At 70.9% G+C, this 21,298-nt stretch carries 24 protein-coding genes; 5 read left to right on the top strand and 19 right to left on the bottom strand.

Annotated features, from left to right (window positions below):
• From EDF42_RS12205 to EDF42_RS12185, 5 genes are all read right to left on the bottom strand, one after another.
• Positions 1-978: a squalene cyclase gene (locus EDF42_RS12205; RefSeq protein WP_123672463.1), complete on the bottom strand. Its 978-nt coding sequence runs from the start codon at positions 976-978 to the stop codon at positions 1-3.
• Positions 979-1,051: 73 nt separating this feature from the next.
• On the bottom strand, positions 1,052-2,371 hold the full coding sequence (locus tag EDF42_RS12200) for a GNAT family N-acetyltransferase (RefSeq protein WP_148067769.1): 1,320 nt from the start codon (positions 2,369-2,371) through the stop codon (positions 1,052-1,054).
• A gap of 29 nt (positions 2,372-2,400) precedes the next feature.
• Positions 2,401-3,876, bottom strand: coding sequence for a cryptochrome/photolyase family protein (locus tag EDF42_RS12195; RefSeq protein ID WP_123338715.1), 1,476 nt, complete (start codon positions 3,874-3,876; stop codon positions 2,401-2,403).
• Positions 3,877-3,914: 38 nt separating this feature from the next.
• Complete coding sequence (locus EDF42_RS12190) at positions 3,915-4,277, bottom strand: hypothetical protein (protein ID WP_123291944.1); 363 nt, start codon at positions 4,275-4,277, stop codon at positions 3,915-3,917.
• A gap of 27 nt (positions 4,278-4,304) precedes the next feature.
• Positions 4,305-4,844, bottom strand: a complete 540-nt coding sequence (locus EDF42_RS12185) for a hypothetical protein (protein WP_148053785.1) — start codon at positions 4,842-4,844, stop codon at positions 4,305-4,307.
• Here EDF42_RS12185 and EDF42_RS12180 point away from each other — a divergent pair.
• Complete coding sequence (locus EDF42_RS12180) at positions 4,843-5,061, top strand: hypothetical protein (protein WP_123338717.1); 219 nt, start codon at positions 4,843-4,845, stop codon at positions 5,059-5,061. The two genes, EDF42_RS12185 and EDF42_RS12180, sit on opposite strands and share 2 nt — an antisense overlap.
• A gap of 50 nt (positions 5,062-5,111) precedes the next feature.
• Positions 5,112-5,648: a hypothetical protein gene (locus EDF42_RS12175; RefSeq protein WP_123338718.1), complete on the top strand. Its 537-nt coding sequence runs from the start codon at positions 5,112-5,114 to the stop codon at positions 5,646-5,648.
• A 48-nt stretch (positions 5,649-5,696) separates the two neighbouring features.
• On the opposite strand, the gene EDF42_RS18990 is transcribed toward EDF42_RS12175, so the two are convergent.
• The 6 genes from EDF42_RS18990 to EDF42_RS12150 form a co-directional block, all read right to left on the bottom strand.
• A complete protein-coding gene (locus EDF42_RS18990; protein ID WP_165901085.1) occupies positions 5,697-5,837 on the bottom strand; it encodes a hypothetical protein in 141 nt (46 codons plus the stop codon).
• Between the two features lie 17 nt (positions 5,838-5,854).
• The gene (locus tag EDF42_RS12170; RefSeq protein WP_148053786.1) at positions 5,855-6,382 is read right to left on the bottom strand and encodes a hypothetical protein; all 528 of its coding nucleotides are present in this window, start codon (positions 6,380-6,382) and stop codon (positions 5,855-5,857) included.
• Positions 6,383-6,393: 11 nt separating this feature from the next.
• Positions 6,394-7,095 (bottom strand): signal peptidase I, encoded by a 702-nt coding sequence (locus EDF42_RS12165; RefSeq protein WP_123338720.1) that lies wholly within the window; start codon positions 7,093-7,095, stop codon positions 6,394-6,396.
• Positions 7,092-7,976 (bottom strand): hypothetical protein, encoded by an 885-nt coding sequence (locus EDF42_RS12160; protein WP_123672461.1) that lies wholly within the window; start codon positions 7,974-7,976, stop codon positions 7,092-7,094. The genes EDF42_RS12165 and EDF42_RS12160 overlap by 4 nt, the downstream gene beginning before the upstream one ends.
• On the bottom strand, positions 7,973-8,572 hold the full coding sequence (locus tag EDF42_RS12155; RefSeq protein WP_148067767.1) for a TasA family protein: 600 nt from the start codon (positions 8,570-8,572) through the stop codon (positions 7,973-7,975). The genes EDF42_RS12160 and EDF42_RS12155 overlap by 4 nt, the downstream gene beginning before the upstream one ends.
• A gap of 92 nt (positions 8,573-8,664) precedes the next feature.
• Positions 8,665-9,219 (bottom strand): alternate-type signal peptide domain-containing protein, encoded by a 555-nt coding sequence (locus EDF42_RS12150; RefSeq protein ID WP_123672459.1) that lies wholly within the window; start codon positions 9,217-9,219, stop codon positions 8,665-8,667.
• A gap of 356 nt (positions 9,220-9,575) precedes the next feature.
• Between EDF42_RS12150 and pnuC the strand changes: the two genes are divergently transcribed.
• Together pnuC and EDF42_RS12140 are read left to right on the top strand one after the other, a co-directional pair.
• Positions 9,576-10,241: a nicotinamide riboside transporter PnuC gene (gene pnuC / locus EDF42_RS12145; RefSeq protein WP_123291957.1), complete on the top strand. Its 666-nt coding sequence runs from the start codon at positions 9,576-9,578 to the stop codon at positions 10,239-10,241.
• A 127-nt stretch (positions 10,242-10,368) separates the two neighbouring features.
• A complete protein-coding gene (locus EDF42_RS12140) occupies positions 10,369-11,079 on the top strand; it encodes a hypothetical protein (RefSeq protein WP_123672458.1) in 711 nt (236 codons plus the stop codon).
• Here EDF42_RS12140 and EDF42_RS12135 read toward each other — a convergent pair.
• From EDF42_RS12135 to EDF42_RS12110, 6 genes are all read right to left on the bottom strand, one after another.
• Entirely contained in the window at positions 11,076-12,299 is a 1,224-nt protein-coding gene (locus EDF42_RS12135) for an ABC transporter permease (RefSeq protein ID WP_123672457.1), read from the bottom strand. The two genes, EDF42_RS12140 and EDF42_RS12135, sit on opposite strands and share 4 nt — an antisense overlap.
• Complete coding sequence (locus EDF42_RS12130; RefSeq protein WP_123338726.1) at positions 12,296-13,222, bottom strand: ABC transporter ATP-binding protein; 927 nt, start codon at positions 13,220-13,222, stop codon at positions 12,296-12,298. Before EDF42_RS12130 ends, EDF42_RS12135 begins: the two co-directional genes overlap by 4 nt.
• 145 nt (positions 13,223-13,367) lie before the next feature.
• Positions 13,368-15,029: a glycoside hydrolase family 13 protein gene (locus EDF42_RS12125; RefSeq protein WP_123672513.1), complete on the bottom strand. Its 1,662-nt coding sequence runs from the start codon at positions 15,027-15,029 to the stop codon at positions 13,368-13,370.
• Between the two features lie 68 nt (positions 15,030-15,097).
• Positions 15,098-16,003, bottom strand: a complete 906-nt coding sequence (locus EDF42_RS12120; protein ID WP_111084433.1) for a carbohydrate ABC transporter permease — start codon at positions 16,001-16,003, stop codon at positions 15,098-15,100.
• A complete protein-coding gene (locus EDF42_RS12115; protein WP_185040923.1) occupies positions 16,003-16,959 on the bottom strand; it encodes a carbohydrate ABC transporter permease in 957 nt (318 codons plus the stop codon). Before EDF42_RS12115 ends, EDF42_RS12120 begins: the two co-directional genes overlap by 1 nt.
• Before the next feature lie 11 nt (positions 16,960-16,970).
• Positions 16,971-18,269 (bottom strand): ABC transporter substrate-binding protein, encoded by a 1,299-nt coding sequence (locus EDF42_RS12110; RefSeq protein WP_123672456.1) that lies wholly within the window; start codon positions 18,267-18,269, stop codon positions 16,971-16,973.
• 132 nt (positions 18,270-18,401) lie between these two features.
• Between EDF42_RS12110 and EDF42_RS12105 the strand changes: the two genes are divergently transcribed.
• A complete protein-coding gene (locus EDF42_RS12105; protein ID WP_123672455.1) occupies positions 18,402-19,658 on the top strand; it encodes an ROK family protein in 1,257 nt (418 codons plus the stop codon).
• Here the strand turns inward: EDF42_RS12105 and EDF42_RS12100 are convergent.
• A complete protein-coding gene (locus tag EDF42_RS12100; protein WP_123672454.1) occupies positions 19,564-20,283 on the bottom strand; it encodes a CoA pyrophosphatase in 720 nt (239 codons plus the stop codon). The two genes, EDF42_RS12105 and EDF42_RS12100, sit on opposite strands and share 95 nt — an antisense overlap.
• 147 nt (positions 20,284-20,430) lie before the next feature.
• Positions 20,431-21,261, bottom strand: a complete 831-nt coding sequence (locus EDF42_RS12095; RefSeq protein WP_185040922.1) for a siderophore-interacting protein — start codon at positions 21,259-21,261, stop codon at positions 20,431-20,433.
• Between the last annotated feature and the right edge of the window lie 37 nt (positions 21,262-21,298).

Below are 21,298 nucleotides of genomic sequence, written 5' to 3'. Positions count from 1 at the left end.
TCAGCCGGCGTCCCACCAGCGCAGCACGCGGGTGCCGTACAGCGTGAGCCACTTCGACGGCTCGCCCTCGGGGACGTCGACCTCGAACCACTGCCGACCCGGTGGCCGCGTTCCCTGGGTCCACGTCCCGTCGTCGTTCCTGGCGGCTCGGACGACCTCGACCGCCTCGGCGGCACGTGGGTCCGGCGCGGTGCCGTCCTGCAGCGCGGCAGCCCGCAGGTGGTCGGTGACCCGCAGCGCCGAGTAGATCCACCGCAGCGGGTACGCGAACCGGCTCGCCCAGGGCCCGACGAGCTCGCCGTCGTGCTTCCGGAACAGCAGTCGCCGTTCGAGCAGGTACTCGGTGCCGCGGAGTCGAGCCGCTCGGAGTTCCGCCGCGCGGGGGTGGGTGCCGCTGGTCAGTTGCTCGTGCTGCAGGAGCCCCTCGATCACGTTGAGGGTCGAGTGGAACGACGACACCGTCGACCCCTCGATCCACTCGCAGTTCCAGCCGCCGTCGTCCAGCTGGTGGTCGAGGAACCACTCCGCCAGCTGCCCGACGTCGGCACCGAGCCAGGCGCCGTTCGCCAGGGTGAAGGCGTTGATGCAGCAGTCGACCTCGCCGCTCCAGTAGGGCAGGTCCTCGTACTCCCAGCGGCTGTTCGTCGCGAGCCGGGCGGCCGTGTCCCCGAGGACCGCGGCGTCGAGTCCCCAGTCGCGCAGGGCGTTCAGCGACCAGGTCGTCGCCGTGTAGGGCTGCCCGGGCTCGTCCGCCTCGGGACCGTCGAAGTCGAAGTCCGCCGGGAAGTACGCGCCGCCGGCCCACTGCCCGTCGGGGTCCTGGTGTGCGAGCATCGCCGCCCCGACGCCCTCGGTCGCGACCCGTGCCCGGGTCTGCTGCCACACCGACGGCGGTGCACCGGCCAGATCACGCTCGACCTGCCACCGGACCGCCGGGTCCGAGTCGAGCAGCCACTCGACCACCGCGTCGTCGCTCATGGCGCGGAGGCTACGCCGAAGGCGCCCGGTCCGGCCGCAGAGCGGTCGGACCGGGCGCCCCGGTGACGGTGGATCAGAAGTAGGTGATGCCGTGCGGGGTCCGCGGGGGCAGGAGCATCGCGCGCAGCAGCTCGACCGACGCGGTGTCCGCAGCACGGACCAGGCCGGCGGCCGCCAGGGTGACCGGCGAGACCGACCCGATGAGCAGGGCACCGAGCTCTGCCACGTCGAGCTGGACGTCGGAACCGGCCACGTCGGCGTCGTCGGCGATGCGCGTGACGCTGCCACGGGCCTCCTGGACGTCCAAGCGGTACGTGCCGGTCGTGTGGCCGAGCGCATCGGTGACCGCGAGTGTCAGCGAGCCGTCGACGGCGAACGGCCGCGACTCGAGCACCGCGGCCACGTCGAGGACGCGCAGCCAGACGTGGTCCTCTTCGTGGTCGACGTCGTACGCACGGTTGTCGCCGAGGGCCGCGACGATCGGGTCGTCGAGGCGCGAGCGGTTGTACTTCACGACGTCGTTCAGGTCGATCGACAGCACGAACTCCCACAGCGCCGTGTAGGCCTGGTCGTCCGCGTAGACCAGGTCGACGATCTCGAGCGCGGTGTCGGAGGACCCGTCTTCCTTGACGCGCCAGGTGACGTAGCCGTCGATCTCGTCGGTGCCCTCGGCACGGTGCACCGCCGCACGGACGTCCTTCGCCTTCTGGCCGTCGTTGCCGAGCAGTCCGAAGACGACCGGCCAGGTGCCCGCGTTGCGGACCATCGAGCCGGGCGTGCGGGTGTGGAAGCGCTCGAAGACCGCCTTGCCGGGGCCGTCGGCGAGCCACTGCGGCGTGACGACGGACACCGAGCCCGACGTCGGGGCGAGGAGGGGGAGTGCGCGTTCGCGACGCACGCGCACCGCGCGCTCGCGGATCGCGCTGCCGAACCCGAAGCGGCGGTAGATCGTGCCCTCGGACGCGGTCAGGGACGCCACGGCGTAGCCCTCGGCGACACCGCGCTCGAGCGCGTGCGTCATCATGCGGCGCAGGATGCCGCGGCGACGCTCGGTGGGCCGGACCGTGACCGCGGAGATGGCCTGCGTGTCGACGGACGACCCGTCGCCCCAGCTCAGCGCCTTGCGGAACCACGTGAAGGTGCCGGCGGGCCAGGTCTCGTCGACGGAGCCGGGGAAGGGCTTCCGGACGTAGACGCCCAGGAAGGTCTCCTCGTCGGCGATGAAGTGGGACGCCATGCGCGCTGCACCTTCGGCGTCCGGATCGGCTTCGTGGAAGCCGAGGCCGACGGCCTGCATCCACGATCCGGTCTCGGCGTTCGGTGCCCCCTCGTCATCCGTCCCGGGCGCGAACTCGCGCAGCTCGTAGCGGTCGTCGAATGCCTCGTTGCTCACGCTCACGACCCTATCGGGACCGGGTGACGTCACGGCAAGGTGCGACGGGCCTCCTGCGCGACGACCTCGTCGAGGTCCGCCAGTGACCGCATCTGCTGCAGCGGGCGGGCCATCCGGTGGTTGTCACGGAGTGCCGGCTCGGTGCGCGCGAGGAACGCCCAGTACCCGGCAGTGAACGGGCAGGCGTCGTCGCCGACCCGCTTCGTCGGGTCGAACCGGCAGCCCTCGCAGTGGTCCGACATCCGGTCGATGTAGCGACCGCCCGACGTGTACGGCTTCGTGGCGACCATCCCGCCGTCGGCGTGCTGGGACATGCCGATGATGTTCGCGGGCATCACCCAGTCGGTGCCGTCGACGAACACGTCGGTGAACCACTCGGTCAGGTGCACCGGGTCGTAGCCGCGCTGCAACGCCCAGTTGCCGAGCACCATGAGGCGCTGGATGTGGTGCAGCCAGCCGTGGTCGTGCAGGCCCTCGATCGCGGTCCGCACGCAGACGGCATCGATCTCGGACGCGTCGAGCTCCCGCCACCAGTCGGGCAGCCGTCCGTGCGCGCCGAGGGCGTTCTCGGACGCGCCGTAGTCGTCGCCGAACCACCAGTACAGGTGCCAGACGTAGTCCCGCCAGCCGGCGACCTGGCGGACGAAGCCCTCGACGCTGGCGAGCGGGGCGGCCTCGGTCCGGTGCGCTTCGAGGGCGGCGTCGATCGCCTGCCGCGGATCGAGCACCCCGAGGTTCATCGGCACGCTGAGGAGCGAGTGCGCCATCGTCCAGTCGTTCGTCAACGTGGCGTCCTCGTACGGCCCGAAGTCGCCGAGGCGCACCGCGACGAAGTCGTCGAGCGCGCGCTGGGCCTCGTCCGCCGTCACCGCGAACCGTCGGGTGTCGTCGCGGCCGACGAATCGGGCGGTGCCGTCCCGCTCCCACCGGTCCAGATCGTGCCGCACCTGGTCGTCGATGTCGTCCTCTTCCGGCCACCAGGGCTCGGGCAGCCCGAGGGTCGTCGCGCCCTTCGGCGGCGGCTCGCGGTTCTGGTCGTCGAGGCTGAACTTCCCGCCGATCGGCTTGCCGTCGCGCAGCAGCCAGCCCTCGCGGCGCCGGACACGCTCGTAGTGGTCCTCCATGCGGAACCGACCCGTGCCCTGGGCCGCCCACTCCACGAACTCGTCCTCGTCGGTCACGAAGCCGCGGCTCGGCAGGACCACGGTGCCCCGGCCCCAGTGCCGGATCTGCGCGCGGAGGGTGCGGGACGGCGGATCGATCGCCTCGAGGTCGTCGCGGCCGGTCAACGCTTCGCGGAGGGTGTCGACCTGGACGTGCTCGGCACGGTCACCGAGTTCGTGGGCGCGGTGGCGCAGGGCGCTCAACCAGAGGTGGGCCTTCGCCCGGTGGACGGGGCGAGCGGTGAAGAACTCGCGTGCCTCGACGACGAGGGCTGGGCCACCGTCGTCGAACAGGGGTCCGTACTGCCCGGGGAGGAGCAGGCGACGACGTTCGGTGGGCATGGGTGGACCGTACCCAGCGGGTTGGGTCGAACTGTCAGTCAGGGGCGTTCGTCGACGAGGGCGATGAATCGGCTGCCGATGCCCTCGACCTCACGCCGGGTGAGCCCCGCGGTCGGTTCCGGCGCCTGGTACGGCTCGTGGTAGTCGCACATCAGGTAGTCCCACTCGGGCCACCACTTCTTCGGCCGCGCTTCTTCGGCGAACGCGCAGACGACGCACTCGAGACGGACCCAGACCTTCTTGGCACCCGTGCGGTTCGCTCGGGACTGCACGAGCCACGCGGGCGGATCCTGTTCGATCGCGTCGAGTTCGGCTTCGCTGAGACGCGAGGGGATTCCGTGGTGGGTCGCCATCTCGAGGGTGATGTCGAGTCGAACGGCGGCGTCGCGTCGGGAGAGCATCCGACAAGAGTAGGTTCTGGCGGGGGCTCAGTGCCCGTCGAGGGCGTGGCATCCGCCGTCGAGGACCCAGCCCGCGGTCGTGACCTCGGGCGTGCCGTCCCGCTGGACCTCGCCGATCAGGCACCCGGACATCTCGACCTGCGCCTCGAACAGCACCTTCTCGCCGGTCTGCGTCGTCACGATCCAGCGGTTCGGTGCTCCGACGCCGTCGAGGATCCCCTCGATCGCCGGCTGCAGGACCGGGGTCGGCTCCGCGGCGACCTCCCGCACCACCTGAGCGCGTGCGACGTCGAGCGCTGCCGCCGACTCCGCGCTCAGGTCGGTGCGGTCGTGGTGCCGCTTGTTGAGCCCGTACTGCGATGGGCTGTCGGCGCCCGGGCCGGCGCCGTCCCCGGATGGGGCGTAGGTGCCCGCGGCGCCCGTCGGCTCTCTGGTCGTGGTGCCGGTCTGCGCGCTGCTCGTCGACGGGCCACCGGAGGCCGGGCCGCTCTCGGTGGCGCAGCCCGTCAGCAGGATCAGCGCGAGCAGCGCTCCGGTCACCGATGCGGTCGTTCTGTGGTCCCCCATGAGCGGCATCCTGACAGAGCGCGGGGGAGAGCACGGAGCTCGTCACCGGATCGTGATGCGGGAGCGTGGCCGCGACGTCGCTCCCGGGCAACCCGGGGACGATGAGGGCCACCGCGACGATGACCTTCCCGGCAGCATCGGCGGGGCCGAAGATGGCGCCCAGGTCGTCTTCTTCGCCGGCGCATCGGGGCCGTACCGGCACGACGAGTCCGACTGAACGCACCCGGTGCGGCCGGATCGCGCCTCCTGCCCGGTAGCGTCTTCCGCGTGAGCATCCCCGACTTCGACGTCGAGCCCGCCGTCGGGCCGCGGTTCTGGATGGTGCTGCTCGGCGTGGGGAGCGCGATCACGGGGCTCCTCGCTGTCATCGGTTGGCCGTTGCCCCTGGTCTCGGGGCGAGGCGGCCCGGATCGGCACGCATGGGCTCAGACAGTTCGTTCGGTCCGGGACTGGTTCGCGTACGACGGCTGGCGCATGTCCGGCGCTTCTTGGTTCTACGGCGCCCTGGCGGCCGCGGCGTTGGCCGGCATCCTCGTGCTCCGCAACCCGGCCTGGAGCGGCACCCGGTCGTTGCTCGTCGTCGTCGTCCCAGCCGCCGCGCTGCTCGGGCTCGGCCCCGCGGCGCAGTGGGCGCTCGGGCTGCCGTGGTCGAACTACGGGGCCGGGTCGACCGGCGGGATCGCACTCGGCATCATCGTCACGGTCATCGTGGGTGCCGCGATCACGTGGTTGCGCAGAGCCTTCCGGCGCAGCGCCCGCTCAGACGACGACGATGTGAACCCGCCGCCCAGGGGCGTGCACTGAACCCGAGCGGCTGGAGCACCACCTCGTTGCTCCGGCCGCTGTCCCGCCTCAGTAGTCGGGGTCCTGGCGATCCTGGTCCTGCCAGGGCAGCATCCGGCCGGCGACCAGCGACAGCACGCCCCCGAACATGAAGACGAGCAGCACCGCCCACCAGGGGTTGCGTCGTTCGCGCGGCTGCTGTCCGTCCACGCCTTCACGATAGCGGGTCAGTCGGTCGCGCCCCGGGGCGGTTCGACGAGCAACCCGACGCGATCGGCCAGGTAGTCGGCGAGCGGGACGGCGGAGCCCGCGGCCGGTGACCAGCGGACGAGCGGCACGTCGTCCTCGACGAAGAGCACCCCGGTCGAGCCGACGAGCGTTCCGTCCAACGCGACCGCCGTGGCGCCGTGGTTGACAGTGTCGCCGGCCGCGAAGTGTCCCTTCGCCGCAGCAGCGCGGTAGGCCCGGCGGACCTCGGCGGAGACCGACTGGAACTGCGCTCGGCCTGGATCGGTCACACGGGTGATCGACCCGGTGGCCCAGACCCGACCGCCGGACTCGAGCGACGAACCGATGAGCAGGGCACCGACGCGCCACACGCGACCGAGCGGCCGCATGGTCGCTTCGCGGCGGATGCCGAGCACCGCCTTCGGCTGCGCGTACTCGCCGAGTGCCTCGTCCGGCACCCCGGCGGAACGGAGCCGTCGTGCGGCGTCGTCGAGCAGTTCCCTCGCTCGCTGAACTCCGTCGGTCACGTCCACCGAGCCTAGACCGGAGCCGGCCCCGAACCCCGGTGCGATGCGCTGCGGCGCCCGCGACCGGACGTCGCACGCCGCCCGCGACCGGACGTCGCACGCAGCCCACGACCGGACGTCGCACGTCGCCCGTGGCCGGTCGTCGAACGTCGCCGGCGGGCGGCCGCGACGGTGCCGATGGTGATCATCACGCCGCCGTACGCCAACAGGACCCCGGCGACGGTCGGGATGAGCCAGCTCCGCGACCCGTTGACGAGCTGGTTGACGACACCGACCTCGGGGATGCTGTACCAGACCACGCCCCGGATCTGTGCGGCGGTGACGGGGTGCGGGTCGGCCTTCGCGTTGTTGTCGCCCTTGAGGACGAACGTGCGCGCCCCGTTCGACGACGAGGACACCGAAGTCACGCGGTGGCTGATGACGGCCGGCTGGCCGGAGACGATCTGGTAGGTGACGACGTCGCCCACCTCGATGTCGTCGACTGCGGTGGGACGGACGACGAGCAGGGTGCCCGGGGGCAGCGTCGGCTCCATCGACTGGGTCAGGACCGTCAGCGGCATCGACCCGGTGGCCTTGGGGACGACGATGAGCACGACGGCGAGGGCTGCGACCAGCAGGAGCAGTCCGGTGCTGAGACCGAGGACGACGGCGTGCACGACCGCACGCCCACCGGAGCCCTCTGCACGTTCGGGACGAGCCGCCGCGCAGGTCATGCGCCGCACCGGATCGCCGCGCCGTTGTTCTGCGTGAAGAGCGTGACCGGGCCGCTGCCGGCGACGGTCGAGGTCGGGTTGCCGGCGCTGTCGAGGACCTTGACCGTGACGGTGAGCGTGCCGGAGGTACCCGCGCTCGCCGGGATGTCGCTCGGGGCGATGGTGATGAACGCCGAGTAGTCCTGGGCCTTCTGTCCGACCGGCGTGGTCCCGACGTAGGCGGCGTACCAGGTCTCCTTGGGGCGGCCTGCGGCGTCCCAGGTGACGTCGACGTAGTTGCCGCTGTGGTCGTTGCAGGTCAGCGCTGCTTCCGCTGCCGAGGTGTTCAGGTAGAAGCCTCCCTGCACGACGCCCGAGGTCCAGCTGCCGCTCGCCACGGTGAGGTTCACGTTCACGTTGGCCGTGGCGGATGCCGGCGCCGAGGACTTGGGCGTGCTGCGGGTGCACCAGATGGCCGAGGCGCCGGCGGCGAGCTTGGACGTCATGCTCGGCAGTGACGCCCAGGTGCCGGTGACCGAGCCGCTGCCGACCGCGGTGTTCGTCGTGCACGCCGCGTTCGTGGCGACGGGCCACGCGACGACGGTGACCGCCTGCGCGAGCGCCGTCGAGCTGCCGGAGACGACGGACACGGTGGTCGTCGCGGTGCCGGCGATGGAGCCCGAGTTGGTGAGCGTGATCGGCTTCGTGACCGACGTCACCGTGGACGAGAAGGTGGTGGTCAGCGCGCTCGTGCCGGCGATCGAGGCGGAGACCTTGCCGATCGTGACGCTCGAGGCCGTGGTGCCGGACGCACTCCACAGTGCCCAGGCGGCGCTCGACCCACCGCCGACGAACACGGCGGTGAGCAGCACAGCGACGACGAGCCGGAGACGGCGGTTCATGCGGAGACCTGCGTTCCGGTGACGGTGAGGGTGAAGTCGGTGACGGCGCCGGACACGCTCTGCGGCGCGTCGGCGTCGAGGACCAGCTCGACACAGCCGACGGTGCTCGCACCGGGCTGGAGCGTGAACGAACCGCTACCGGTGTCGAAGGCGGCGAGACGGCCGCTCGCGCCGGACAGCCCGGCGGTGCAGGCAGCAGCCGATGACACGTTGGTCAGACGGAGCGTCAGCTCGCCGAGCACGGCCGCCGACGACGACGCGTTCGTCGCGTAGGCGACGTTCGTGGACGTCGTGGCGACGCGCATCGACAGCGGGATCGAACCGGTGTTCTTCACGGCGAAGGTACCGGTGACTCCGGCACCCGGTCCGAGGACGGTCGTGTTCATCGTCGACAGGGTGCCGACGGTGATCGTCGCCGTCGCGGACTTGACGGTGGTGGCCGCGGTGCTGGCGGTGCCGTTCCAGAGGGCGTAGGTCCCGCCGACGCCGAGGAGCGCCGTGGCGACGGCAACGACCAGGGCGAGCGCGACGGGCAGGATCCACCGGTGGCGTCGTGCAGCGCGGTGGCGGCCCGTCGTCCTCGGTGTCCCGGTCATGTGCGTCCCCTGGTGCTCGTCGATCGTGCGGGAGCAGGCCACGACCGGCGGATCAGGGGCCGGTCGTGGCCCGCGTCAGTGCGATCGGTGGATCAGGAACCGATCGCGGTCTGGGTGAGCGTGAAGGCCAGGGCGCCGACGTTGATCGACCCGTTCTGCCCGGTCGTCGCCGAGGACGGCAGCGTGATCGTGAAGACGACCTTGACGGTCGAGGTCGACGCCGACGGCGAGACGACGAAGGTGTTCGCGTTCGACGTGGACTGCACGACGGTGGCGCTCGAGGACGTCACGGCGAGGGTCTTCTGCGTCGCGGCGAGGAGTGCGGAGTCGCCGGTGATGGACTGGCTGGCGTAGGTCAGGTTCGCCTTCAGGTCCTGGCCGGTCGCGCCGATGTTCAGCGTCTGCGTGAACTGGAACGTGTTGCCCGGCACCATCAGGGCGGTGCTGGGGTTGATCGCGGTCGAGCGGCCGTTGGTGATGTCCGTCCAGGAGCCGTCGTTGTTCGCGCTGAGGGTCAGCGTGCCGGAGCTCACCGAGGACGCGGCGCTGGATGCACTGGCGTTCCAGAGGGCGAAGGTGCCTGCTCCACCGAGGAGGAGGGCGATGCCGGCTGCGCCGGCGATGGCGCCGGTGACGATCTTGTGCATGGTGGCGGGTCCGTTCTGTGCGTTCGGGGCGCACTGGATTCCACCGGCTCGTGATTCGGGTCGTCGTGCCGGTGGGACGGTGTCATCGACCTCGCGGGTGAGGGGTCGCGGCTGACCTTTGCCGAGAGCGGTCGCCGGGCTCCGGAGCGCAGATCTGCTGCTCGGGCGGGCTGGACTCGCTCTGGTGACGACGCTACTCGTCCCCCAAAGTGCGGACAAGCGGGAACATGCCTTTGCATGGACCCAAAACGGGGGTGATTCCTGTCCACCCTGTGGAGGACATGTTTGTACCCCGATCATCACTGGAATGCCGGACGTCCCCCGACCGTTGCACCGACCGGAAACGAGGAGGGCCCATGGGCATCGTGCGCTGGCTGTTCGACGCGCAGATCGTGATCGGCGACCAGACGGTGCTCTGGCGCGAGGTGATCGGCAACGTCTTCGGGCTGCTCAGTGCGCTCGGCGGGATGCGCCGCAAGGTCTGGGCCTGGCCCGTCGGGCTGGTCGGCAACGCGCTCCTGTTCACCGTCTTCATGGGCGCACTGTTCGACACCCCGAACCCCGTCAACCTGCTCGGCCAGGCAGGCCGCCAGGTGATGTTCATCATCGTGAGCATCTACGGCTGGTACCGCTGGACCCACCGCCCCGACGACACGTCCACCGTGATCGAACCGCACTGGGCGTCGTGGCGGACCCGCGTCCTGCTGGTCGTCGGCATGGTCGGTGGGACTGCCCTGCTCACGCCGGTGTTCCGCGCCCTCGGGTCGTACGAGCCGGTGTGGAGTGACGCGTGGATCTTCGTCGGCTCGCTGCTCGCCACCTACGGCATGGCGAAGGGCTGGGTCGAGTTCTGGCTCATCTGGGTCGCGGTCGACCTGGTCGGTGTCCCGCTCCTGTTCTCGGCCGGGTACTACGCGTCGGGTCTCATGTACGTCTTCTACGGCGTCTTCACGCTGACCGGCTTCTTCGTCTGGGCGAAGCAGCGGGTGAAGCCCCCGGCAGCCCCCGTCACGGTCGGCTGACGAGTCGGCCGACGACCCGGCTGAACGGCCCGCCCACGCCGAGCTGGTCCACGCCGACCCGGCGTGGATGTGACGGCCCCCGGTCTGGGACGAGACAATGGGGTACCGCACACGATGGGATGGTCGGATGGAACCCCTGCACGGCGAACGCGTCGAGGACGATGAGTCCCTCGCCGAGCGCACCGTCCGCGGAGCGATCCGCGCCTACCGGCTGCACCCCTTCGACGCGGTCGACGCCTCGGTCGTGGCCGAGGTCGCGGGCATCCCGCTCGAGACCGTGGAGCGGTTGTTCCCCGCGTGGGAAGCGCTGCTGCTGGTGACGTACGACCGGTGGACGCAGCTGCGTGGCACCCGTCGGAAGACCCCGCCGGCCTGCACGATCGACCACGTCCGGCTGACCCTGGCCGAGGACGTCGCCGACCCGGGGCTCGTCCGCGTCCTCGCGGGCGTGATCACGGTCGCGAGCTCGGAGTCCGGCTTCGCCGAGCTGTTCCGCAAGCGCTTCGACGAGTACGTCGAGCAGCTCAGCAACGGTCTGCAGCGCGACTTCGACAACGGTGCCGAGGAATCGGCGATCCCGTCGTACCAGGCGGCCACGCAGCTGCTCGCGGTGTACGAGGGACTGCAGATCCAGATGCTCGTCCGGCCGCACATCGACGTCATGGTGGAGTTCGACCGGTCGGTCCGGACGCTCCGGCAGGGCTGGAAGCAGCACGAGCTGCCGTCGTGGGACCTCGACGCAGACGTTCAAGAGCGCGAGACGCCGCAGCGCCAGCGATCGGCGGAGCACCAGCAGACCGCACGCGAGCCCGAGCGGGAACCCCAGAGCCGTCCCTAGCGGGAGACCGACCGCCGCCGCCACGACACGATCTGCCGCAGCGTCACCTTCGACCCGTACTGCGCGACCGAGTGCCGGAACAGGTACTCGGCGAACCAGAGCAGCAGGCCGGCGGCGACGAACACCTCGACGATGCAGACCACTGACTCGACGACGCTCAGCGAGCCGACGGCGTTCCGCACCATGGCGGTGACGGGCGTGAACGTCGGGAAGTACGTGAAGAACGCGGCGACCGGCGACGTCGGGGTGGTCATCACGAAGAACGCCGCGTAGAGCGGGATGATCAGGGCGAAGATCGCCGCCGACTGCAGTGCCGAGGCGTCCTTGATCGACGGCACCGCGGCACCGACGGCGACGAACAGCCCGGACGCCAGCAGCACGCCGCCGACGAGCAGCAGCGCACCGACGAGCATCCGCCACGGGTCGATCGTCAGCCCGCCGAGCTGCGAGGCGACGAGTGGCAGGACGGCGAGCATCCCGACCAGCCCCGGGATGACGAACACCCCGACCTGCACGAACCCGACGAGCAGCATCGCGATCACCTTGCCGCGGATCAGGTCGCCGGCGGTGACGGCGGTCAGGATCATCTCGGAGATGCGGTTCTCCTTCTCCTCGACCACGACGGTCACCATGCGTGCCGCGAGCAGGATGACGAGTCCGAAGAAGGCGGCGACGTACAGGAACGGCGGAACGATCGACAGCCAACCCGGCGCGACCTGCCCGTCGGCGTAGGTCGTGACGTCGGTGGCCGGTGGGGAACGCAGGAGCTCGACGGTCTCGGGGTCGTCGACGGTCGCGGCGACGCTCTGCTCGAGCACCCGTTCGGCGAGCGACGAGTAGCCACCGTTCGCGAACAGGCCGCGGTCGGCGGCGTCGACGGTGATCGGCGAGGTCGAGGGGGAGGACGGGAACGAGATGAAGGCGTCGAGGTCCCCGGAACGCACGGCGGCGCGGTCGGCGTCGGCGTCGGTGGACGGCGACCCGCCCCACTTCGCCGCGACGGAGTCGGACACCAGCCCGGAGTGGTCGACGTAGCGGAACGGGGTCTTCGTGGCCGACGATCCCGAGACGACCGAGTCGGTGCCGGCTGCCTGTCCGATGCCGACGAGCAGGGACACGATGACGATGACGACCGGCAGCGCGAGCGTGCCGATCCAGAACGCGGGCTTCTTGACCGCGCGGACGAACTCGAACCGGACGACGGTCCCGAGGCGGCTCACGCCGCTGCCCCCGCGGCGGCGAGCGCGTCGTGGCCGTAGACCTGCACGAAGATCTCGTCGAGCGGGATCCGACGCATCTCGAACGCGGTGACGCGGACACCGTCCGCCACGAGCGCGGCGAGGATGTCGGCACCGTCTGGTGCTGCGGCGGACGTCGGCACGAGGTAGGCGACGTGGCCCTCGTGCCGCGCGAGCTTGTACAGCGGCGAGCGGGGGACCGGTCCGTCGAGGCCGACACGGGCGACGGCGCCGCCGAAGGCGTCCTGCACGTCGGGGATCGACCCGTAGGCGGCAGCGGTGCCGTCCTTGAGCAGCAGGATCCGGTCGCAGAGCCGCTCGACCTCGTCCATGTGGTGGGTCACGAGGATGACGGTCGCGCCGTCGGCCTTGCGTTCGTCGACCAGGTCGAGCAGCAGCCGTCGGTTCACGGGGTCGAGGCCCTTCGTCGGTTCGTCGAGGATGAGCAGCCGCGGCCGGTCCATGATCGTGATGCCGAGCTGCACCTTCTGCTGCTGCCCGCCGGAGAGCTTGTCGACGCGGAGCTTGGCGCGGTCGGCCAGGCCCACGCGTGCCAGGTAGTCCATGCTCCAGGCCGTCGCCTCGGGACCTCGGAGCCCGCGGAGCCGTCCGAAGTAGGACATCACGTCGATGACGGATTCCTTGCGGTAGAGCCCGCGCTCTTCGGGCAGGTACCCGATGCCACCGGTGGCGGGCCGGTAGGGCTGGCCGTCGATGGTCAGGGTGCCCGCGGTCGGGGTGGTGATGCCGAGCAGGGCACGGATCGTCGTGGTCTTGCCGGAGCCGTTGCTGCCGAGCAGGCCGAACGTCTCGCCGGCGGCGACGTCGAACGACAGTCCATCGACCACGTTCCGGTCCCCGAACCGCATGACGAAGTCCTGCACGCTGATCGTCGCCCCGCTCATGCGGCGACCCTACCGTCAGCGGCTGACGTCTCGGATGCCGGTCGCGGCCCGAGATGGTGACCCCACGGCGGACGGGAGGCCCGGTGCCTGCCCGCACCGCGCCTCCCGTCCGTCACCTGGTCGCGTCCACGACGCGCACCCTGCGTCAGGAACGCAACCAGGCCGTCCCCACGCCCGTGAGGGCACCGTCTGCCACCGGTGCCGAGGCGAGCAGCAGCTCGCCGGCGGGGAGTTCGTAGGGCTCGTCACCGAACACCGTCACGCTCGTCCAGCCGTTCGGGCGTCGGAACGCGAGCACGTCGTCGCGGCCGGTCTCGAGCCACTCCAAGTGCTCCTCGGACTGCAGCTGGCCGCGCAGCCCGAGGGCCTTCCGGTACAGGTTCAGGGTCGAGTCGGGGTCGGGGTCCTCGGCCTCGACGCTGGCGTCCGCGAACCACGCCGGCTGCGGCAGGTGCGCGGGGGCGGAGCCGAAGCCGAACGACGGGCCGGACCGGGTCCACGGGATCGGGACACGGCAGCCGTCGCGGCCGACGTCGACGCCCGGGTTCCGGAAGAACGCGGGGTCCTGGCGGTCGGCGTCGGGGATGTCGCCGACCTCGTGCAGGCCGAGTTCCTCGCCCTGGTACAGGTAGGCGGAGCCGGGCAGCGCCAGCTCGAGCAGGGTTGCCGCCTGCGCGCGGCGCAGCCCCAGCGAGCGGTCGAGGGCGTCCTGCGCGCCGCCGGCGAGCAGCCACGCGCCGCCCTGCTTGTCGGGGGAGCCGTTCCGCGCCGGCAGCGCGTAGCGGGTCGCGTGCCGGACGACGTCGTGGTTCGAGAACACCCACGTGGTCGACGAGCCGGACTGCTCGGCCAGGCCGAGGTTGAACTCGATGATCTCCTTGAACGAGCCGGCGTCGAAGTCGGCCTCGAGCAGGTCGAAGTTGAACGCCTGCCCCAGACCGTCGGCGCTGGCGTACCGGGCGCGGCGGTCGGCGGCGACCCAGGCCTCGGCGACCGCGGTGCGCGCCGGGGTGTACTCGTTGAACACGGTCCGCCACTCGGCGTAGATCTCGTGGACGTCGTCGCGGTCCCACAGCGGGTGCGAGCCGTCCTTCGGGATCTCGGCGAGCTCCGCCCAGGTCGGCAGGGCTCCGGACGGCAGGTCCTTCGCGAGCCCGTGGGCGACGTCGATGCGGAAGCCGTCGACGCCGCGGTCCGACCAGAAGCGCAGGGTGTGCAGGAAGTCGTCGCGGACCTCGCGGTTCGCCCAGTTCAGGTCGGGCTGCTCCTTGGCGAAGGAGTGCAGGTACCACTGGCCGTCGCCGACCGCGGTCCACGCCGGGCCGCCGAAGATCGAGATCCAGTCGGCCGGCGCCTGTTCGCCGGACGGTCCGGTGCCGTCGCGGAAGACGTACCGGTCGCGCGCGGGGGAGCCCTTCGGCGCGGCGAGCGCCTCGCGGAACCACTCGTGCCGGTCGCTCGTGTGGTTCGGCACCACGTCGACGATCACCCGGATGCCGGCGGCGTGCAGCGCCTCGACCATCCGGTCGAAGTCGTCGAGCGTGCCGAGCTTCGGGTCGACGTCGCGGTAGTCGTCGACGTCGTAGCCGCCGTCGGCGAGGGCGGACGGGTAGAACGGGCTGAGCCAGACGGCCTCGACACCGAGCGACGCCAGGTACGGCACGCGCTCGGTGATGCCGGGCAGGTCGCCGATGCCGTCGCCGTTCGCGTCCGCGAAGGAGCGCGGGTAGATCTGGTAGACGCTCGCCTGGCGCCACCAGGTCTCGTCGGCGCTGGTGGTGGCGGGCTGGGCGAGGGTGTCGGTCACGACGGGCCTTTCGTGGTTCGTGGCGGTGTCGGTCGGCTCGGTCGTGCCGGCCGGGTCGGTCGTCTTGCTCACTTGATGGCGCCCTGGGTCACACCGGCCATCACCCATCGCTGGGTGACGAGGTAGACGATGATCGCCGGGGCCATCGCCATCAGGTACGAGGCGAACGAGACGTTGTAGTTGTTGCTGAACTGGGTCTGGAACATCTGCTGCAGCACCGGCAGGGTCTGCAACGCCGGGTCCGAGGTGATCAGCGACGGCATCACGAAGTCGTTCCACGACGCCAGGAACGCGAAGATGCCGACGGTGGCGCTCATCGGTGCCAGCAGCGGGAACACGAGCCGCCAGAACACCTGGCCCGTGCTCGCGCCGTCGATGCGGGCGCTCTCCTCGAGCTCGGCCGGGATCGACCGCAGGAACGCGGTGAAGAGCAGCACGCTGAACGACAGCTGGAACATGACGTGCAGCAGCGCGACGCCGAACGGGTTGTCCAGGTGTGCGAGCCCGGTGAGCTTCACCTGCGACAGCGCGAGCACCGGGAACGGCAGGAACATCGCGGCGAGCAGGTAGAAGAACGACCAGCGGAACAGCCGACGGTCCCAGTTCCGGGCGATCGCGAACGCGGTGAACGACGCGAGCAGGATCGTGCCGACGACGGTGATCGCGGCGACGAGCACCGAGACGCCGAACGCCCGCGGGAAGTCGGTGAGCTCCCACGCCTGCACGAAGCCGTCGACGCTGAACGGAGCCGGCAGCGAGAACGCGTTGCCGTCGACGGCCTGGCCGGTCGTCTTGAACGCCATCGTCAGGGTGACGTAGAGCGGCACCAGGATCGAGAGCGCGCAGAGCACGAGGACGACGGTGACGGGCCAGTTGGACCGGCCGCCCCGGCGGCCGGCGGTCCGGTCGGCGTCGACCGATCTGATGCTGCCCGTCTTCGTCGTCCCCGGACGGAGGGGTGTCTGGATGGTCATCAGAGCGCTGCCTTCCCGCGGGTCGCCCGCAGCTGGATCACGGCGATGACGACCGCGATGATGAAGAAGATCGTGGCGTTGGCCATCTGGTAGGCGTAGTCGCCGCCGTTGAAGCCCTTGAAGATCGACATCGCGACGCTCGTGGTCGAGGTGCCGGGGCCACCGTCGGTCAGGCCGACGATGATGTCGTACGAGTTCAGGAAGTTCTTGAACCCGATCACCAGGTTGATCAGGATGTAGCCGGCCGTCAGCGGCGCGGTGATCGAGATCAGCTGACGCCAGGCGCTCGCGCCGTCGAGGGCAGCTGCCTCGTAGACCTCGCCGGGGATGGACAGCACCCCGGCGATGTAGATGAGGAGCGTCGACGGGATCGCCTGCCACGCGGTGACGATCACGATGGCGACCCACGCCAGGTCGGGGTTCGCCAGGATGCTCTGCTCGAGCGGACCGAAGCCGATCGCACCGGCCAGGGCCGGCAGGCTGTTCGCGAACAGGAACGAGAACACGTACGCGATGACGATGCCCGAGATCACCATCGGCAGCACGAACACCGCGCGGAGGGCGATCTTGCCGCGGATCTTCGACGTCAGCGCGATGGCGAGCAGGAACGCGATCGCGTTGACGACGATCACGGTGACGAGCGAGAACCCGAGGGTGAACAGGTACGCCTGCAGGATCGCGGGGTCGGAGAACACCGCGACGTAGTTCGTGAGTCCGATGAAGCGGAACTCACCGAAGCCGACGGAGTTCGTGAAGCTGAGCACGATGCCCATCACGGCCGGCAGCGTGATGGCGAGCGTGAAGAGCAGCAGGGTGGGGAGCAGGAAGGCGAGGAAGAGCGGGTCGACGCGGGGCTTGCGTCGTCCGGCCCGTCGTCCGGCCTGGAGGCCCGGGGCGGCTCCGCTACGTCGGCGGCGGTCCGCCGTCGTGATGGCTTCGGTGGTCGTGGTTGCCATGGGACGTCTCCTTACGCGGCCGTGCGGAGCGCGAGACGCGCCCAGTCGGCGTCGAGGGTGCGGAGCTGGCGCTGCGGGTCGCCTCCGAAGGCGATCGACTGCGCGTAGTTCGCGACCGGGATCTCGGCGGGGATGAGCTGCGACGCACCGAGGTAGAAGGCGGCGTCGTCGTAGTACGACTGCATGCCGGTCAGCGCCGGGTTCGACGCCGGGGGAGCGTCCTTCCGGACACCGAAGCCGTTGTTGTCGGCGTTGTACTTGTCGTTGACCTTCGACTGCATCAGGAACGTCAGGAACTCGCGGGCGGCCTCCTGCTTGCGGGACGCCTCCGGGATCCAGAGCGCCAGGTCGACGTTCACCCGCACCTTGTTGTCCGTGGCGTCGTCGGTGACGGGCAGCGGGAAGGTGCCGAGGTCCATGTCCTTGTTCGTCTTGGCGATCTCGCCGAGCGCCCACGGCCCCTGCAGGTACATCGCGGCCTTGCCCTGTGCGAACGCGAGGTTGCCGTCGCCGTACCCGCGGCTGGCGGCACCGTCCTGGTGCCATGCGCGCAGCTGGGTCATGCGTTCCATCGGCGTCCGGAGGTCCTTCTCGAACGACACCGACGAGTCCTTGCCGACCTTGGTTCCTTCGTTGCGGAGTGCCGCGAACGTCTTCGGGGTGTCGATCGCACCACCGACCGTGTAGTCGAACATGCCCTGCGCGATCGTCCAGTTGTCCTTGAACGTCCCGTAGATCGGGGCGATGCCGGCCTGCTGCAGGCGCCCGCAGAGATCGGCGAACTCGCTCCAGGTCGTCGGCACCTCGAGCCCCTGCTCGGCGAACAGTGCCTTGTTGTAGATCACCGAGGCGGCGGTCACCGAGTACGGCAGCGCGCTCTTGCGACCCGGGTAGTCGGCGGTCTGCTGCATGAGCGGCCACAGGTCCGGGTTGATCGTGTCGGCCTGCGACAGGTCGGAGAGGTCCGTCAGGGCTCCGTGCTCGACGAACGGCACGACCGAGAAGTTGTAGTTCCAGCAGCCGAGGTCCGGCGGCCGGTTCCGGACGAAGTTCGCGGACATGCTCGAGGTCGAGTCGCGGACGACCCGCACCTTCGACTGGCTGTCGTGGAACTGCGCGATGACGCCGTCGAAGTACCCGATGACCTCGGGCTTCGAGACGTAGAACGTGATGGTCTCCGGCTTGGCGCTCGAGGACCCGATCGGGGCGCACCCGGCGAGCGCGAGCCCGCTGGCGATGCCGCCGGCTCCGAGCAGGAACGAGCGCCGGCTCACCGATGCCGCCGTCCTGGTCGTGGCGTGTGGTTGCACGTCGTCTCCGTCCGTCCGGACCCGGCAGCCTTGCCGTTCCGTCCTGCGATCGGCTCCGATGCCGACCGCGGGACTAAATCTAGCGACAAAATCTAATTACGCAAGGAACTCGTTGCGCGATAAGGTCACGGCATGCCGCCACCCCGTCGAACGAGCGCCGAGACACTGCTCGCGCACGCCTTCGACGCTGGCGCCTTCACCGCGACCGAGGCCATCGACGCCACCGGTCTGACCCGCTCGACCGTGCTGGCCGCGTGCGAGGAACTCGTCCGGCTCGGCTGGCTCCTCGAGCTCGACGACGCCCGTGCCGCCGGGGAGTACCGGATCGGCCGGCCGGCCCGCCGCTACGAACTCGACACCGCCGCCGGCGTCGTCGTCGGCGTGGACGCCGGACAGCACCGGGTCACCGCCATCGTCGCCGACCTGCGCGGCACCGTGCTCGGTCGCGCCGAAGGGGCACTCGGTGAGTCGGGACTCGAGGTCCCCGTCCGGCTCGCAGTCCTCGCCCACACCGTGGACGACGCGCTCGCCGCGGCCGGAGCCGACCGCTCTCGCGTCCTGGTCACCGTCGTCGGCATCCCCGCGCCGGTCGACGCCGGCGGGGCGTCGCCGGGCGACGGCGGCTTCTGGGACCGGATGAACCCGGGCTTCGCCGGCGCCGTCCCGCACGGCCGCGTCGTCGTCGAGAACGACGCGAACCTCGCCGCGCTCGCCGAGCGGCCGTCATCGGGGGACGCCTCGTTCGCCGCGCTGCTCTCCGGCGAGCGGTTCGGCAGCGGCCTCGTGGTCGACGGTGTCCTGCTCCGCGGTGCCCACGGCGGCGCTGGGGAGATGCGCGTGCTCGACATCGTCCAGGGCGTCGGGTCGTCGGACGGCATCGGCGCGACGGCGCGGACGCTGGTCGCCGAGGCCGTCGCCGCGGGCGAGGTCCGGCCGGGCAGCCCGCTCGCGGTGGACGCCGGCGCCTCCGCCGTGTTCCGCGCAGCGCAGGACGGCGACACCGTGGCGCTGGCGATCGTCGACCGCCTCGGCGACCGACTGGCCCGCGTCTGCGTCCTGCTCGCCAGCCTGCTCGACATCGACCGGGTGGTGGTTGCGGGTGCGATCGCCCAGCCTGCGGTCGCCGTCATCGACCGTGCCCGCGCGCTGCTCGACGGCTGGCACTTCGACCCCGTGCCCGACCTGGTGGCGTCGACGCTCGGGGGCGACGTCGTCGTCATCGGGGCCGTCGCCCACGCGGTGGACGCGGTCCGTGCCGACCCGCTGTCGTTCCCGCTGGGCGGTGTCGATCGGATCAGTACCGACGGTCGAGCGGCAGTTCCCGCTCCCGATCCCAGTCCTCGGTCCACCCGAGCCGGTCGAACAGCGCATCCAGCAGCATCGCGGTGAACCCCCACACCAGGTGGCCGCCGCCGTCGGGGTGCTCGCTGTCCTCCGCATCGACGGTGAAGCCCGGCCCGCGCCACTCCTGACCACCGCGTCGGATCACCGTGACCCCGCGGTTCGCCGGGTCGAGCAGGTCCGCCACGGGGACCCGGAAGACCGCGGCCGACTCGCGCTCGTCGACGACCCGGATCGGCGACGGTTCCCGCCACCACGCGAGGACCGGGCGGACCAGGTGGTTCGAGAACGCGAGCGGTACGGCGGGCAGGGTCCCGAGCACCTCGACGCCGGACGGGTCGAGGCCGGTCTCCTCGCGCGATTCGCGGAGGGCTGCGGCGACGGCGTCGACATCGCCCGGGTCGATCCGTCCGCCGGGGAACGCGACCTCGCCCGGGTGCGCGCGCAGGGTCGTGGCACGCGCGAGCAGCAGGACGTCGAGGTCGCGTGGGACGTCGGCGGCGACGGCCGGGCGGTCGCTGGGGGTGCGGTCGAGCGTGCCGAAGAGCATCAGGGCGGCGGCGTGCCGCGGGGTGGACGAACCGGTGAGTTCGCCCGCCACGGGCCCGGCATCCGCCCACCCGTTCGCCGCGACGGTCGCGAGTGCCGCCCGTGCTCGCCCCTCGTCGCCCATCACCCGCCCACCCTAGGCGTGCGGCGCTGGTGGCCGTGCGTCGTGCTTCGTGCGTCCGCGTCGTGCTTCGTGAGCAGAAATGGTCGGGTCGGGAATCGGCACTCGACCATTCCTGCTCACGAAGTCGCCGGAGGTGCCCGAACGCAGTCAGCCGGACCGGCCCGCGCGCCAGTACCCGGTGAAGGCGATCCGCTCCTTCGGGATGCCCGCGCCGACCCAGTGCCGTCGTGCTCCGCCGGCGAGGGACTGCTCGCCGGCGACCCAGGCAGCGTGGTCGGGGCTCACCGACGATCGGGTGACCGCGTCGAGCGCCGCGGCTCCGGGACGTCGACCGGGTTCGCGGGTGATCCACGTCACGTCGATGCCGGTCGGCGCATCGATGGTCCGCACGTCGGCGTCCGTCGGGACCTCGAGGATCGCGGTGCCCTTGGTCGAACGGGGGAGCGACTCGAGGATCCCGGCTGCAGCGGGCAGGGCGCTCTCGTCCGCGACGATCACGATCGGACGACCGAGGGCGTCCCGGTCGAAGCCGATGCCCTCGTCGATGAGCCCGGCCACGTCGCCGGGCTGTGCGCCGAGTGCCCACCCAGCCGCGGTCGGTCCGGTCGGTGCGTGGTCGTCACCAGTGCCGTGCACCACGAAGTCGACGTCGAGCTCGTCGCCCTGGTGCAGTCGGCGGAGGCTCCGCACGGTGTAGCTGCGGAGGATCGGTCGGCTCGCCTTCGCCATCGTCAGGAACTTCAGGTAGCTCACGGTGTCGAGCTTCTGCGGGGCCCGCGTGAGGTCACCGCCGTCCACCGGCAGGAACAGGCGGAACCACTGGTCGTAGCCCATGTGGGTGAATCGGCTCAGGTCGTCGCCGCCGAACACAACGCGGATGAAGGACGGCGAGATCCGTTCGGTCCGCACGACGTGCAGGGTGAGGAGCTCGACGCGTTCCGGCTTCGTGCGGGTCGCCTGCATGTTCGTCCGTGCCATGTAGGTAAGGCTAACCTAACTAATACTCGAGCGGGAA

The sequence above is a fragment of the Curtobacterium sp. PhB172 genome (genome assembly GCF_003752545.1).
GTDB lineage: Bacteria > Actinomycetota > Actinomycetes > Actinomycetales > Microbacteriaceae > Curtobacterium.
Note: the sequence above shows the minus strand (reverse complement) of the source record. Positions and strands in the feature narration are given on the sequence as shown.